Genomic DNA, 13,817 nt, shown 5'->3' with positions numbered 1-13,817 from the left:
CCTCACGCCAGGCCCAGTTCGGCGCGGATCGCCGCGCCATCGGCGTCGAGCGCGGGTGCGGGGCGGGCGGGGCGCCGCGCCACGCCGAAGTCGATCGGGGTCGCGGGCAGGCGCATCGGCGCGCCGTCCGCGCCGGCGACCTCGGTATAGCAGCCCGCGGCGGCGGCTTGCGGATCCTGCGTCGCCTGCGCCACCGACTGGACCGGGCCGAAGATCAGCTTCTCGCGCCGAAGCGCCGCGCGCGCCGCGTCCCAGGTCATCGCGTTGAAGCCCGCGTCGAGGATGTCGACCAGCGCCGGGCCGTTGGTGCGACGTGCGCGGACGCCATCGAAACGGGGATCGTCGACCAGCTCGGGCCGGCCGATCGCACGGGCGAAGCGGGGGAAATCGTCGGCGCCCTGCCGCGGCACCACGACGAACCACTGGCCGTCCGACGAGCGGAAGAAATTGTTGAGCGGGTTGATCGTCTCGTGCCGCGGCTTGGTGGAGGCGAGCTTGCCCATCTGGAGCTGCACCGCATGTTCGGAGGAGGCGGCATAGACCCCCATCCGCAGCAGCGACGTCTCGATCTTCTGCCCCTCGCCGGTGCGCTCGCGGTGGTACAGCGCGGCCATGATCCCCGCGGCGAGGCCCATGGCGGACATATGGTCGCCGATGCCGGTGCGCAGCTGCGCCGGGTCGCCGCCCTTCACGGTGGTGAGCGTGCACAGGCCCGAGCGCGCCCAGAAGGCGGTGATGTCGAACCCGGGCTGATCCGCCTCCGGTCCCGTAGCGCCATAGCCGGTGAAGCCGGCGAAGATCAGGTCCGGCTTGATCGCGCGCAGCGCCTCCCACGACAGGCCCAGCCGTTCGAGGCTCTGCGGGCGGGTGTTGGTGACGAAGACGTCGGCGCTGGCGACGAGGCGGCGCAGCACCTCCGCATCGTCCTCCTGCGCCAGGTCGAGGACGATCGAGCGCTTGGAGCGATTGTCGTTCTCGAACACGCGATTCTCGGCATCGTCGCGCCCGACCGAGGCGTAGAAGTGGCGGAACGGATCGCCGCCCGGCCCCTCCACCTTGATGACCTCCGCTCCCCAGTCGGCGAGCAGCCCGCAGGCGCCGGGGCCGGCGATATAGCTGGCCAGTTCGATCACGCGGATACCGTTCAGCATGGTGGCCCTCCCGAGGATGCGGGCTCGGTCGGCCCGTAGATGCAGGAGCTTAGGAGTGCGCTGAACGGGCGTAAAGGGGGGTGGCTTTCCAAGCCCCTCCCCTTGAGGGGAGGGGCTTTAGAAAGAGATCACACCATCGCCATCAGGCTGGCGTTGCCCCCGGCGGCGGTGGTGTTGATCGAGGTCGATACTTCCTCGACCAGCCATTCGAGCCGGTAGGGCGCGGTCTGCGGGAGGACGATGGGGCCGGGCAGGTCGGCGAGCGCGGTCAGCGCGGGCAGCGCGTCGCCTTCCATCAGCGCGCCGGCATAGGGGCCCGCCGTGCGCCAGTCGTCGGCCCAGCGCACGCGCTGCGCCACCGTGGCGGGCAGGTCGCAGTGCAGCGCGGGGGTGCCGATCACGACATCGTTGCCGCCCGCCAGCGCCGCGACCAGCTGCGCGATCAGTCCGTCGCGCGTGGTCGGCAGCAGGAGGATGCGGCCGCGCGGGTGGATCGCATAGAGGTTGCGCTCGCCGACCGGCCCCGCGAGCTCGACCTCCGCACCCAGCAGCGAGGCGGCGATCGTCTCGCGAGCGCGTGCCGCGGCGGCGGCATCGCCGGCTTCCTCCAGCCAGCGGGCGAGGTCGCGCGCGGCGGCGTCGGCATGGGTGGAGGCGATCGCGGGGGGCATGGGCGCGCCCGTCACCAGCCGGCCGAGGTACAGCGGACCGCCCGCCTTCGGCCCCGTCCCCGACAGGCCGCGCCCGCCGAACGGCTGTACCCCGACGACCGCGCCGATGACGTTGCGGTTGATGTAGAGGTTGCCCGCCTTCACCCGCGTGACGACGTGCGCCACCGTCTCGTCGAGCCGGGTGTGCAGCCCGAAGGTGAGGCCGTAGCCGGTCGCGTTGATGCGATCGATCAGCCGGTCGAGGTGCTCGCGGCGGAAGCGGACGACGTGGAGCACGGGGCCGAAGACCTCCCGCTCCAGCGCGCCGATGTCGTCCAGCTCGATGATGGTCGGCGCGACGAAGGTGCCGTGCGAGACGTCGCCGGCCAGCTGCGCCTGCTCCACCTTGTGTCCGGCCGCCTGCATCGCGGCGATGTGGCGCTCGATACCGGCCTTCGCCTCCGCGGAGATGACGGGGCCGATGTCGGTGGCGAGGCGGTCGGTACGGCCGATCGACAGCTCGTGGAGCGCGCCCTTCACCATCGCCAGCGTGCGGTCGGCGATGTCCTCCTGCAGGCACAGGACGCGCAGCGCGGAGCAGCGCTGCCCCGCGCTGTCGAAGGCGGAGGCGATGACGTCGGCGACGACCTGCTCCGCCAGCGCGGAGCTGTCGACGATCATCGCATTCTGCCCGCCGGTCTCCGCGATCAGCGGGACCGGCGCGCCATCGGCGGAGAGGCGGGTGGCGAGTTGCTTCTGGATCAGCCGCGCGACCTCGGTCGAGCCGGTGAACATCACCCCCGCCGTCTCCGGCGCGGCGACCAGCGCGGCACCGATCGCGCCGTCGCCGGGGATCAGCTGGAGCGCGTCGGCGGGGACGCCCGCCTCGTGGAGGAAGGCGACGCCCTTCGCGGCGACGAGCGGGGTCTCCTCGGCGGGCTTGGCGAGCACCGCATTGCCCGCGACGAGCGCGGCGGCGACCTGTCCGGTGAAGATGGCGAGCGGGAAATTCCATGGGCTGATGCAGGTGACGACGCCCAACGGACGCTGCGCGGCACCCAGATGCGTGCGCGCCTGCTGCGCGTAATAGCGCAGGAAGTCGATCGCCTCGCGTACCTCGGCGATGGCGTTGGGGAGGGACTTGCCCGCCTCTCGCACGATGAGCGCCAGGAGCTGGGGCATGCGCGCCTGCATCGCGTCGGCGGCCCGCTCCAGGATCGCGGCGCGCTCGGTCGCGGGCACGGCGGCCCAGCGCGGGGCGGCGGCATGCGCCAGACGCGCGGCGTCGGTGGCCTGCTGGGGCGTCATCTCGCGCACCGTACCGACGAGATCGCGGTGATCGGCGGGGTTCGGGACGTCGCGCGGGGCACCCCGATCGCCCGCCGTCCACGGCCCGGCGGCGCGCATCGCCTCCGACAGCGCGGCCAGCGTGCGTTCGTCGGACAGATCGAGCCCGTCGGAATTGGCGCGGTCGCCGTACAGGTCGTGGGGGAGCGCGATCTGCGGGTGCTTCTGCCCCGGGTGGGTCATCGCGCGCACCGTCTCGACCGGGTCGGCGACCAGCTCGGCGACGGGCACCTCTGGATCGCCGATGCGGTTGACGAAGGAGGAATTGGCGCCGTTTTCGAGCAGGCGGCGCACCAGATACGCCAGCAACGTCTCATGCGTGCCGACGGGGGCGTAGATGCGGCAGGGGCGGTTCAGCTTCGCGCGCCCGACGACCTCGTCGTACAGCGGCTCGCCCATGCCGTGGAGGCACTGGAATTCATAGTCGCCGGTCGCGAAATCGGGGCCGGCGAGGTGGTAGATCGTCGCCAATGTCTGCGCATTGTGGGTGGCGAACTGCGGGAAAACCGCGTCCTTCGCCGCCAGCAGGCGGCGTGCGCACGCGATATAGGCGACATCGGTATGGATCTTGCGGGTGTAGACCGGGAAATCGGCGAGCCCGTCGACCTGCGCGCGCTTGATCTCGGCGTCCCAATAGGCGCCCTTGACCAGCCGGACCATGATGCGGCGGCGCGCGCGGCGCGCGAGATCGACGATCCAGTCGATCACGAACGGACAGCGCTTGCCATAGGCCTGCACGACGAAGCCCAGCCCGTCCCAGCCGGCGAGATCGCGGTCGGTGGCGAGCGCCTCCAGCAGGTCGAGCGACAGCTCCAGCCGGTCGGCCTCCTCCGCATCGATGTTGAGGCCGATGTCGTGGCGCCTCGCGATCAGCGCCAGCGCCTTCACGCGCGGCAGCAGCTCCGCCATCACGCGCCCGGCCTGCGCGCGGGTGTAGCGGGGGTGGAGCGCGGAGAGCTTGATCGAGATGCCGGGGCCTTCGTACGGCCCCTTGCCCTTCGCCGCGCGGCCGATCGCCTCGACCGCGTTTTCGTAGTCGCGATAATAGCGGTCGGCGTCGGCGGCGGTGGTCGCCGCCTCGCCCAGCATGTCGTAGCTGTAGCGGAAGCCGCGCGCCTCGAGCGGGCGGGCGCGCTTCAGCGCCTCCGCGATCGTCTCGCCGGTGACGAACTGCTCGCCCATCATCCGCATCGCCATGTCGACGCCGCGGCGGATCACCGGCTCGCCCGCGCGCGCGATCAGCCGGGTCAGCGCGGCGCCCAGCCCGCTGTCGTTGACGCTGCCGGTCAGCTTGCCGGTGACGACGAGGCCCCAGGTCGCGGCGTTGACGAACAGCGAGCGCCCGTCGCCGACATGCGCGCGCCAGTCGCCGCCGGCGATCTTGTCGCGGATCAGCGCGTCGCGGGTGGCGTGGTCGGGGATGCGCAGCAGCGCCTCGGCCAGGCACATCAGCGCCACGCCCTCCTGGCTGGACAGCGCATATTCCTGCACCAGCCCCTCGACCCCGGTGCCCTTGTGCTTGGTGCGCAGCGCGGTGACGAGCGCGGCGGCGGTCGCCTGCGCCGCGGCGCGCAGGTCGGGGGCGAGCGTCGCTTCCTCCAGCAACGGTGCGATGCAGGCCGGCTCCGGCCGGCGATAGGCGGAGGTGATGCGGCGGCGCAGCGGGGTGGGGGTGCGAACCGGGGGGGCGAAATCGGCGAAGGGCGGCTGGGTCATGCCGCCCGCATAGCAGATCCGGCGCTGGCGGTTTGCCCACAGATGCGTCAGAACCAACCCGAACGAACCTGATCGAGGACATATGGCAGACCGGATCGCCGCCAAACCGCCCGCGGACAGTGCGATCGACGCGTTCGACCGCCGGATCATCGATGCGTTGCGCGCCGATGGGCGCTTGTCGGTGGCGGAACTGGCGCGCCGGGTCGGGCTGTCGAAGACGCCGTGCCAGGTGCGGCTGCGGCGGCTGATCGATCAGGGGTACATCCTCGGCTTCCGCGCGATCGTCGATCCGGCGCGGCTGGGGCTGGACCATGTCGCCTTTGCCGAGGTGAAGCTGTCCGACACGCGCGAGGCGGCGCTGGAGGATTTCCGCCGCGCGGTGCTGCGCATCCCGGAGGTGGAGGAATGCCATATGATCGCCAGCAGCTTCGACTATCTGCTGAAGGTGCGCACGCCGGACATCCGCCGCTACCGTGCGGTGCTGGGGGAGCGCATTTCGTCGTTGCCGCATGTCGCCAGCACGTCCACCTTCGTCGCGATGGAGACGATCCGCGATGGCGCGGTGTAAGTGACGCGAAGCGCGGGATACGTCGACGTCGTCATCCCCGCGAAGGCGGGGATCCAGAGCCGATGTCGTTGCGAACCCTTCGCACAGGTCAGCGCATCTGGATTCCCGCCTCCGCGGGAATGACGGAATTGGACAGGAGAGAAAGCGATGACCAGCCGTCACCTCGTCGACCCCGAACTGCTGCCGCTGCTGGAGACGTGGCCGACGATGACGCTGACCGCGGACCTGCTGCCGCTGGCGCGCGGGCGTGAGATTCCGCGGCCGCCGGTGCCGCCGACCGACGTCTCGCGCGAGCGGGTGGAGGTGCCCGGGCGCGACGGGGCGCCGGACGTGGGGATGGACGTCTACCTGCCGGGCGATGCGCGGGGGCCGGTGGGGTGCATCTATCATATCCACGGCGGCGGCTATGTGCTGGGCGCGGCGGCGGAGATGGAATTCTTCCTGCGGCCGATGGCGCAGGAACTGGGGTGCGCGATCGTGTCGGTCGACTATCGGCTGGCGCCGGAGACGGTACACCCGGGACCGCTGGAGGATTGCTATGCCGGGCTCGCCTGGACCTTCGCCAACGCCGCGCGGCTGGGGGTGGACCCGGCGCGGATCGGGGTGCTGGGGCAGAGCGCGGGCGGCGGGCTGGCGGCGGGGCTGGCGCTGCTGGCGCGCGATCGGGGGGTATATGCCCTCGCCTTCCAGCATCTGGTCTATCCGATGATCGACGACCGGACCTGCACCGGCGCGCCGCACCCGCAGGCGGGCGAGTTCATCTGGAACCGCGGGAGCAACCGCTTCGGCTGGGCCTCGCTGCTGGGGCAGGAGCCGGGCGGGGCGGACGTCTCGCCCTATGCCGCCGCGGCGCGGGCGACGGACCTCGTGGGGCTGCCGCCGACCTATATCATGACCGGCGCACTCGACCTCTTCGTGGAGGAGGATATCGACTATGCGCGGCGGCTGATCGCGGCGGGGGTGCCGACCGAGTTGCAGGTGTATCCCGGCGCGTTCCACGGCTTCGACGCCTCGCCCGATGCGGCGGTGGCGAAGCGTGCGCGGGCGGATCGCAACGCCGCGCTCGCGCGCGCGCTGACATAGCGTCATGTGCGTGCTGGCGCTGGCGTGGCGCGCGCATCCGCGCTGGCGGCTGGTGGTGGCGGCGAACCGCGACGAGTTCCACGCGCGCGCCACCGCGCCGCTCGCCCCCTGGCCGGAGGGCGGGGTGATCGCGGGGCGCGATCTGGTCGCGGGGGGAACGTGGCTGGCGGTGACGCGGACGGGCGGCTTCGCGGCGCTGACGAACCTGCGCGGGTTCGGCGGCCCCGACCCGGCGAAGGCATCGCGCGGGGCGCTGGTGGTCGATCTGGCGACGGGCGCCGCGGGGGATGCGGCGGCGGTGAACCCGTTCAACGCGGTCGCGATCCGCGGCGGGGTGGCGACGTTCCTGACCAACCGGCCGCGGGTCGCGTCGCATGCGCTGGCACCGGGGGTGCATGCGATGTCGAACGGGCCGCTCGACCCGCCCTGGCCCAAGACGCGGCGGCTGGCGTCGCTGATCGCAGCGTGGCTGGAGACGCCCGACGCGGGTGAGGACGTGCTGTTCGAGGGGCTGCGCGATCGCTCCTCGCCGGTGGAGGCGTGGGGCGATCGGTTGCCGCCTATGGCGGCGGGGGGCGATCCGGTCGCGATCTTCGTCGACGATCCCGTCTACGGAACGCGGTGCAGCACGCTGGTGCTGGTCGATGCCGCCGGGCGGGGGACGATCGTGGAGCGGCGTTACGATGCGAACGGGGCGTTCGTGGGGGATGATCGGCACGATTTCGTATGGCCCGGCGCGTGATCGCTATGCGCGCGCGCGATGCGGGGCGCGATATGCGCATAACTTTCGCGGATCGCGTGTGGGAAGGTCGCGGTCGGGGGTCGTTGCGGACCGGGCGAGACGAGGGAGGCGGACGTGCGCGGATGGGCATGGCTGGCGGCGGCGCTGATCGCGGGGCCGGTGGGGGCGCAGGGGCCGTTCGAGGAGCCCGCGGTGGTCACCACGCATCGCTTCGCCCCGCGCGCGTTCGACTATCGCGCGGAGGCGGGACGCATCGCGATCCGTGATGCGGAGACGGGGACGCCCCGCGCGCACATGTTCTACGTCGCCTACTCGCGGCCGCGCGCGCCGGGGGCGCCGCGGCGGCCGGTGATGTTCGTGTGGAACGGCGGGCCGGGGGCGCCGTCGACGACGTTGCAGTTCGAATTCGCGGGGCCGCGACGCATCGAGGGCGCGCGGATGGTCGACAATGCGGAGACGCTGCTGACGCACGCCGATCTGGTCTTCGTCGACATGGTGGGGAGCGGGTTCAGCCGGCTGGCACGCGCGGAGGAAGCCCCGGCCTTCTACGGGACGATAGCGGATACGCGCGCCTTTGCCGAGTTCGTGCGGGCGTGGCGCGTGACCCACGACGCAGGCGATGCGCCGACGTATCTGATGGGCGAGAGCTTCGGCTCGGCACGGGCGGGGCAGGTCGCATATCTGCTCGCGCAGGCAGGCGCGCCGGTGGCGGGGCTGGTGCTGGTGTCGGGGGGGCTGGGGTTGCCCGATGCGACCCCGGCGGCGCTGGCGCACGCGCTGCATGTCGTCGATCTGGCCGCGACCGTGCGCGCGATCGGCAAGGGGGCGGGCGAGGACGACGCCGCGGTCGAGGATTGGGCGCGGCGCGTCTATGCTCCCGCGCTCGACCGTGCGGCGACGCTGCCCGCGGCGGAGCGCGCGGCGGTGATCGCGCGGCTGGCGGCATCGACCGCGATGCCGCGTGCCGCGATCGATGCGAGGACGCTGCGCTTCACCCCGCGCGCGTGGCTGGAGGCGACCAACCCCGGCGGGCCGCCGCGCAACGCCTATGACATGCGGCTGACCGCGGAGCCGGTCGTCGACGAAGGGGCGATGGTGCGCGAACTGCGCGGCCCGTTCGGCTACCGCACCAGCCTGCCCTATTGGGGCGTGGAGCCGAGCGACACCGGCTTCAGCCCCGACGGCAGCTTTCCGGATGGCGCGGGCGCGCGGTGGAACTGGGCGACGAAGACGATGACGCCGCAGGAGGTGCAGGCGGAGTATCGCCGCGCCGCCGCGGCGGGGGACGGGCCGCCGCGGCTGGGCCCGCCGCCGCCGGGAACGGCGGAGGCGATGCGCGCCGCACCCGCGCTGCGCGTGCTGGTCGCGACGGGGCTGTACGACAGCTACAGCAGCTGTGCCGCCAACCGCGAGCGGGTGGCGCGGCTGCCCGCCGATCTGGCGCCGCGGGTGACGTTCCGCTGCTACCGCGGCGGGCACATGATGTACCGCGACGCGCCCGCGCGGCGTGCCTTGTCCAACGATGTCGCGGCGCTCATCGCCGCCGGGGAGTGATACCGATGACGCGAGCGCCCGCCCTGATGCTGATGACCGCGCTGGTCGCCGCAGCGCCGGTGACGGCGCAGCGCGCGCCGGTCGAGCGGCGCGCGACGACGCGTCACGCGGGCATTTTCGACGGTCGGGCGGTGCGCTATACCGCGGTGGTGGAGGACAATATCGTCCCCGCCGACGACGACCGCCCGGGCGCGTCGATCGTCACCACCGCCTATCTGCGCGACGGGGTGAAGGACGTGCGGCGCCGCCCGGTGCTGTTCGCCTTCAACGGCGGCCCCGGCGCGGGCTCCGCGATGCTCAATACCCGGGCGCTGGGGCCGCTGATCCGCGCCGACGAGCCGGCGGGGACGATGGCGGGGGCGTCGACCGCGCCGCTGGTCGCCAATCCCGACAGCGTGCTGGACGCGGTGGATCTGGTCTTCGTCGACCCCGTCGGCACCGGGGTCAGCCGCGCGCTGCCGGGGGTCGATGCGACGCAATATTACAATGCGGAGGCCGACGTCCGCTCCGTCCGGCAGGCGATCGCGCATTGGCTGAAGGTGCACGGGCGCGAGGGGTCGCCGCGCTACGTGATGGGGGAAAGCTACGGCACGGTGCGCGCCGGGCTGCTGATGCGCGACCCCGCGGCGCTGCGGTTCGACGGGGTGATGCTGGTGGCGCTGGTGGGGCGGACGCCGGGGCCGGACCTGCCCTATATCACCGCGCTGCCGACGATGGCGGCGGGGCGCTGGTTCCACCGGCCCGAGACGCGCGGCGCGATGAGCGTGCGGCAGGTCTATGACGCGGCGGTCGCCTTCGCGCAGACCGATTATGCCAGCGCGCTGATCCGCGGCGGCAGCATGACGGAGGCGGAGCGGAACGGCGTCGCGCAGCGGGTGGCGGCGCTGATCGGCATCGACCCCGCGCTGGTGCTGGCGAAGGGGCTGCGCGTGCCGAAGAACGTGTGGATGTTCGACCTGTTGAAGGACAAGGGGCAGCGCACCGGGCTGCTCGACGTGCGCGTCACCGCGCCGCTGCCGGCGGATCGCGAGGGCGACGGCGCGCTCGACGATCCGGCGCTGGCGGTGGTGCCGACGGGGGCGAAGAAGGACGGCAAGCCGTTCAACCCCGCCGATGTCGGGCCGATCCCGAACCCGGTGTTCGGGCGGCACCTGACGCAGGACCTGAAATTCCCGACGACCGACACCTATTATGCGGTCAACTTCACCGCCAATGCGCAGTGGAAGCACGATCCGACGATCGATGCGGTACGCCCGGTGGCCGAGGCGATGCGCGCCGACCCGAAACTGCGGCTGTTCTGGACCGCGGGGGTCTATGATCTGACGACGCCGGCGTACGAGGCGCGCTACGGGCTGGACCAGGCGGGGATACCGGCGGAGCGGCTGACGGCGGAGATTTTCGACGGGCCGCACGGCGTGTACGAGGGCGCGGCGAACCGCGCGAAGTTCGCGCGGGCGGTGCGGAGGTTCGTGGGGGTGAAGTGAGCCCGGCCTTGAGCCGGGAACTTTGCAAAACGGGCGCAACAGCACCCAGCCCACGCCGTGCTCCTGCGCAGGCAGGAGCCCAGGGCCCAGCACATCAACGCCTTATGGGACCTGCAACCCTGGGCTCCTGCCTGCGCAGGAGCACGGTACAGCCTTTTGCAAAGGTCCCGCCTTGAGCCGGGGTCCCGCTTTTCAGCTGCGGTAGGGGAGGAAGCGGGACCCCGGGGTCACGCCCGGGGCGACGAGACTCAGGACCCGTACATGCTTCGCGCGTCGTCGCGGAACGAGGCGCCGCTGTCGCTGCGGCTGTAGAACATGTGCCCGCCGGGATAGACGCGCAGGCGGACGCGCTGCGTGGGGCCGAAGGCGGGCATCTGATCGACGATCAGCCGCGACGCGAAATAGGGGCAGGACAGGTCGTCCCAGCCGTGGACGATCAGCACCTGCATCTTCGGGTCGACCGCGATCGCCTTGCGCAGGTCGGTGACGGGAGCGTCGTCGGGCTTGCCGCGGTCCCATGCCGCATTCACCGCATAGGACAGCGCGTTGTAGCGCGCGTCGGTCTTCCACCCCACCTCGCGCGTGACGAAATCGACCATCGCGCTGGTCGTGGGGGCGATCAGCGCGTCGAGGATGGGATCGTTGGCGCGCTGCTCCGAGGCCCAGGGGAAGGGATCGAAGGCGGTGACGTTCGAATCGTAGATGCTGCCGATCGTCCCCTCCGCGCGGTGTACCTCGCGCAGGTAGGTGGCGGTGTCGACGCGCCCGCCCAGCTTCTTCACCAGCGCCGGCTCCAGCCCGGTCAGCTCGGTGACGCGCGCGACGAGGCGGGCGGTGGCCTCCGGATCGGAGCGGCCGCGCAGCAGGTCGCGCATATAGTCGCCGCGGACGTATTCCTCGACCTGCGCCATCGCCGCCGGAGTGAGGCGGCCCTGCCGCTCCAGATGCGCCGCCGCCATCGACGGCAGCGCGGTCATCCACGGCAGCGGCGACAGCGCGGTGGCATCGTCGCGCGAGGCCGGGTCCAGATAGGGCGAGACGAGGATCAGGCCGTTGACCCCGACCCCGATCTGCGACTGAAGCTCGTAGGCGATGCGCGGGACGCGGTAGCCGCCGTAGCTTTCGCCCATGATGTACTTGGGCGCGCGCAGACGCCCTTCCTTCACCAGCCAGTCGTAGACGACCTTGCCGAGATATTTCACGTCGGGATCGTTGGCGTAGAAGGCCTTCTTCGTCGCCTCCGCATCGACCAGGCTGCGGCTGAACCCGGTGCCGACGGGGTCGATGAAGACGAGATCGGTGAAGTCGAGCCAGCTGTTGGGATTGTCGCGCGCGATCGGCGCGTCGGACGGGGCATCGCCCTGCGCGCCGAACTGGACGCGCTTCGGCCCGATCGCGCCGAGGTTGAGATAGACCGAGGCCGCGCCGGGGCCGCCGTTGAAGGCGAAGGTGACGGGGCGTCGCGCATCACCGCCGGGGACGGTGTAGGCGGTATAGACGACCTGTGCGATCTCCTTGCCCGTGTCGTCGCGCACCGGAATGGTGCCGACCGTGGCGCGGTAGCTGATCGTGCGGGTGCCGATCCGCGCGCTCTGCATAATGCTGCGGTCGGCGGGGAGCGGGGGCAGGTCGATCGCGGGCTTCTTCTCGTCCGCCTTCGCGCCGGCGGCGGGCCTGGCATCCTGTGCGATGGCGGGGGCGGTGGTCAGCAGGAGCGCCGCGGCGGCGGCGGCAAGGTGCGTCAGGCGCATGAACATCCTCGTTGTTTTGCGGACCGTTAGCGCGGCGGTTCCTTGAGCACCAGTGGCAGCCCGGCGACGATCAGGTGGACGCGGGGAACGGCTGCCGCCACGCGCTGGTTGACGATGCCGGCGGCGTCGCGGAACGCGCGGGCGAGCGCGTTGTCGGGGACGATGCCCCAGCCGACCTCGTTGGCGACGAGGATGACGGTCGCCCGTGCGTCGGCGAGTGCGGCGAGCAGGGCGTCGCAGGCGGCAGGGATGTCGGCGTCGGCCAGCAGCAGGTTCGACGTCCACAGCGTCAGGCAATCGACCAGGATCGTCGCGCCGGGCGCATCGGCGGCGCGCAGCGCGGCGGCGAGGTCCGTCGGCGCCTCGACCGTGTGCCAGCGCGCGTCGCGGTCCGCGCGGTGGCGCGCGATGCGGTCGCGCATCTCGTCATCGAATCCTTGCGCGGTGGCGACGAAGGTGAGGGGGCCCCCGGCGCTTTCGGCCAGCGCCTGCGCATGGCGGCTCTTGCCCGAGCGGGCGCCGCCGAGAACGAGGGTCGTCACGCCCATAGCAGCCATGCTCCCAGCAATCCGGTCTCGATGAGCTCGATCCCTGCGCCGTGGCCATCGCCGTTGATGCCGCCGAGGCGATGGCGGGCCCACAGCGCGAAGGCCGCGATCAGCGGTACGATCGCGGCGAGCCAGGGGATGGCGACGCAGGCGGCGGCGAGCAGGAGCGCCCAGCCGGCGATGTCGCGCGCGCGCACCGCGGCGGCGACCTGCGCGCCGAGGCCGGGCGTGATCGGGGGCAGGACCCGAGACCAGACGAGCGGGCCGACGCGGGCCGCGGCGGGGACGGCGGCGAGCATCCACAGCGGGGCGGCGGTCGCGATGACGGCGTGGAGCAGCACCAGCTTGGCCAGCAGCTGCACGACGAGCGTGACCGTGCCGAAGCTGCCGATATGCGGATCGCGCATGACCGCGATCAGCCGCGTGCGATCGCCGTGCGCGGCACCCAGCCCATCGGCGACATCGGCGAGGCCGTCGAGGTGGAGCGCGCCGGTGATCGCGGTCCACACCACCAGCGCGGCGAGCGCGCCGGTCCAGGCGTCGCCGATCGCGGCGGCGAGCGCGAGCGCGACGCCGATGACCGTTCCGACCAGCGGGTAGGAGCGGACCGCGGCGGCGACATCGGCGGGCGTGGCGGTGACGCGCGGGACGGGCAGGCGGGTCAGGAACGCGAAGGCGAGCAGCAGCGGGGTCATGTCCGCAGCCCGATGATCTGCCCCCTGATCCCCGTGCCGCCGCCCAGCCAGCAGCGCAGCGACAGGATTGCGGCATAGGGCAGATGAAAGGCCCAGACCTGCCGCGTGCCGAACCCGCACGTCACCGCCAGCGCCGCGCGGATCGCGCCGCCGTGGGTGACGACGAGCGTGTCGGGCGCGCAATCGTCGAGCGCGGCGGCGATGCGGGCGGTCAGCGCGGACCATGTCTCGCCGTTCGGGGGGGCGTGGGTGTCGGGATCGTCGTAGAACAGCGACAGCCGGTCGGGAGGAATCGCCGCGGGGCTCCGCCCGTCCCAGTCGCCGAAGTCCAGCTCGCGCCAGCGCGGGTCGATGCGCGGCGCGCGCGGCGCGCAGTCGCGGGCGCGGATCAGGTCGGAGGCGACGATAACGCGCCCCCCGATCGTGGCGGCCGCGGCGTGGCAGGCGGCGATGCCGTCGGCGGTGGCGGGGGCGTCCGTGCGGCCCAGCAGCAGGCCGGGCGTCGCCGGGGCGCCGTGGCGCATCAGA

General features: G+C 72.3%; 11 protein-coding genes. 5 read left to right on the top strand and 6 right to left on the bottom strand.

The window, feature by feature from the left end; genetic code table 11:
• Positions 1–2: 2 nt before the first annotated feature.
• Both PGN23_RS16685 and putA read right to left on the bottom strand, forming a co-directional pair.
• Positions 3–1,151 carry a CaiB/BaiF CoA transferase family protein gene (locus PGN23_RS16685; RefSeq protein WP_335304182.1) on the bottom strand — a complete coding sequence of 383 codons (1,149 nt, stop codon included), beginning with the start codon at positions 1,149–1,151 and terminating at the stop codon, positions 3–5.
• A 128-nt stretch (positions 1,152–1,279) separates the two neighbouring features.
• Positions 1,280–4,864, bottom strand: a complete 3,585-nt coding sequence (gene putA, locus PGN23_RS16680) for a trifunctional transcriptional regulator/proline dehydrogenase/L-glutamate gamma-semialdehyde dehydrogenase (RefSeq protein WP_335304181.1) — start codon at positions 4,862–4,864, stop codon at positions 1,280–1,282.
• Positions 4,865–4,946: 82 nt separating this feature from the next.
• Between putA and PGN23_RS16675 the strand changes: the two genes are divergently transcribed.
• From PGN23_RS16675 to PGN23_RS16655, 5 genes are all read left to right on the top strand, one after another.
• Positions 4,947–5,432 (top strand): Lrp/AsnC family transcriptional regulator, encoded by a 486-nt coding sequence (locus PGN23_RS16675; protein WP_335304180.1) that lies wholly within the window; start codon positions 4,947–4,949, stop codon positions 5,430–5,432.
• 147 nt (positions 5,433–5,579) lie between these two features.
• Positions 5,580–6,515 (top strand): alpha/beta hydrolase, encoded by a 936-nt coding sequence (locus PGN23_RS16670; RefSeq protein ID WP_335304178.1) that lies wholly within the window; start codon positions 5,580–5,582, stop codon positions 6,513–6,515.
• A gap of 4 nt (positions 6,516–6,519) precedes the next feature.
• Positions 6,520–7,257: an NRDE family protein gene (locus PGN23_RS16665; protein WP_335304177.1), complete on the top strand. Its 738-nt coding sequence runs from the start codon at positions 6,520–6,522 to the stop codon at positions 7,255–7,257.
• A gap of 114 nt (positions 7,258–7,371) precedes the next feature.
• Entirely contained in the window at positions 7,372–8,811 is a 1,440-nt protein-coding gene (locus PGN23_RS16660; RefSeq protein WP_335304176.1) for a S10 family serine carboxypeptidase-like protein, read from the top strand.
• Positions 8,812–8,816: 5 nt separating this feature from the next.
• Complete coding sequence (locus PGN23_RS16655; RefSeq protein WP_335304175.1) at positions 8,817–10,295, top strand: S10 family serine carboxypeptidase-like protein; 1,479 nt, start codon at positions 8,817–8,819, stop codon at positions 10,293–10,295.
• Positions 10,296–10,543: 248 nt separating this feature from the next.
• Here PGN23_RS16655 and PGN23_RS16650 read toward each other — a convergent pair whose 3' ends face one another.
• From PGN23_RS16650 to PGN23_RS16635, 4 genes are read right to left on the bottom strand one after another with little or no spacing between them, the layout of a single operon-like run.
• Complete coding sequence (locus PGN23_RS16650; protein WP_335304174.1) at positions 10,544–12,046, bottom strand: S10 family peptidase; 1,503 nt, start codon at positions 12,044–12,046, stop codon at positions 10,544–10,546.
• Between the two features lie 26 nt (positions 12,047–12,072).
• The gene (cobU, locus tag PGN23_RS16645; RefSeq protein ID WP_335304173.1) at positions 12,073–12,594 is read right to left on the bottom strand and encodes a bifunctional adenosylcobinamide kinase/adenosylcobinamide-phosphate guanylyltransferase; all 522 of its coding nucleotides are present in this window, start codon (positions 12,592–12,594) and stop codon (positions 12,073–12,075) included.
• Positions 12,585–13,289, bottom strand: coding sequence for an adenosylcobinamide-GDP ribazoletransferase (gene cobS / locus PGN23_RS16640; RefSeq protein ID WP_335304172.1), 705 nt, complete (start codon positions 13,287–13,289; stop codon positions 12,585–12,587). Before cobS ends, cobU begins: the two co-directional genes overlap by 10 nt.
• Positions 13,286–13,813: a histidine phosphatase family protein gene (locus PGN23_RS16635; RefSeq protein ID WP_335304634.1), complete on the bottom strand. Its 528-nt coding sequence runs from the start codon at positions 13,811–13,813 to the stop codon at positions 13,286–13,288. The genes cobS and PGN23_RS16635 overlap by 4 nt, the downstream gene beginning before the upstream one ends.
• Positions 13,814–13,817: the final 4 nt, after the last annotated feature.

Origin of the sequence: Sphingomonas adhaesiva (genome assembly GCF_036946125.1) — a bacterium.
Taxonomy (GTDB): domain Bacteria; phylum Pseudomonadota; class Alphaproteobacteria; order Sphingomonadales; family Sphingomonadaceae; genus Sphingomonas; species Sphingomonas adhaesiva_A.
Note: the sequence above shows the minus strand (reverse complement) of the source record. Positions and strands in the feature narration are given on the sequence as shown.

Excerpts from the sequence above, each read along its gene's own strand:
- PGN23_RS16685 (WP_335304182.1), bottom strand. The coding sequence starts at position 1,151 with ATGCTGAACGGTATCCGCGTGATCGAACTGGCCAGCTATATCGCCGGC.
- PGN23_RS16665 (WP_335304177.1), top strand. The coding sequence starts at position 6,520 with ATGTGCGTGCTGGCGCTGGCGTGGCGCGCGCATCCGCGCTGGCGGCTG.
- cobS (WP_335304172.1), bottom strand. The coding sequence starts at position 13,289 with ATGACCCCGCTGCTGCTCGCCTTCGCGTTCCTGACCCGCCTGCCCGTC.
- PGN23_RS16650 (WP_335304174.1), bottom strand. The coding sequence starts at position 12,046 with ATGCGCCTGACGCACCTTGCCGCCGCCGCCGCGGCGCTCCTGCTGACC.
- putA (WP_335304181.1), bottom strand. The coding sequence starts at position 4,864 with ATGACCCAGCCGCCCTTCGCCGATTTCGCCCCCCCGGTTCGCACCCCC.
- PGN23_RS16670 (WP_335304178.1), top strand. The coding sequence starts at position 5,580 with ATGACCAGCCGTCACCTCGTCGACCCCGAACTGCTGCCGCTGCTGGAG.
- PGN23_RS16635 (WP_335304634.1), bottom strand. The coding sequence starts at position 13,813 with ATGCGCCACGGCGCCCCGGCGACGCCCGGCCTGCTGCTGGGCCGCACG.
- PGN23_RS16675 (WP_335304180.1), top strand. The coding sequence starts at position 4,947 with ATGGCAGACCGGATCGCCGCCAAACCGCCCGCGGACAGTGCGATCGAC.
- cobU (WP_335304173.1), bottom strand. The coding sequence starts at position 12,594 with ATGGGCGTGACGACCCTCGTTCTCGGCGGCGCCCGCTCGGGCAAGAGC.
- PGN23_RS16655 (WP_335304175.1), top strand. The coding sequence starts at position 8,817 with ATGACGCGAGCGCCCGCCCTGATGCTGATGACCGCGCTGGTCGCCGCA.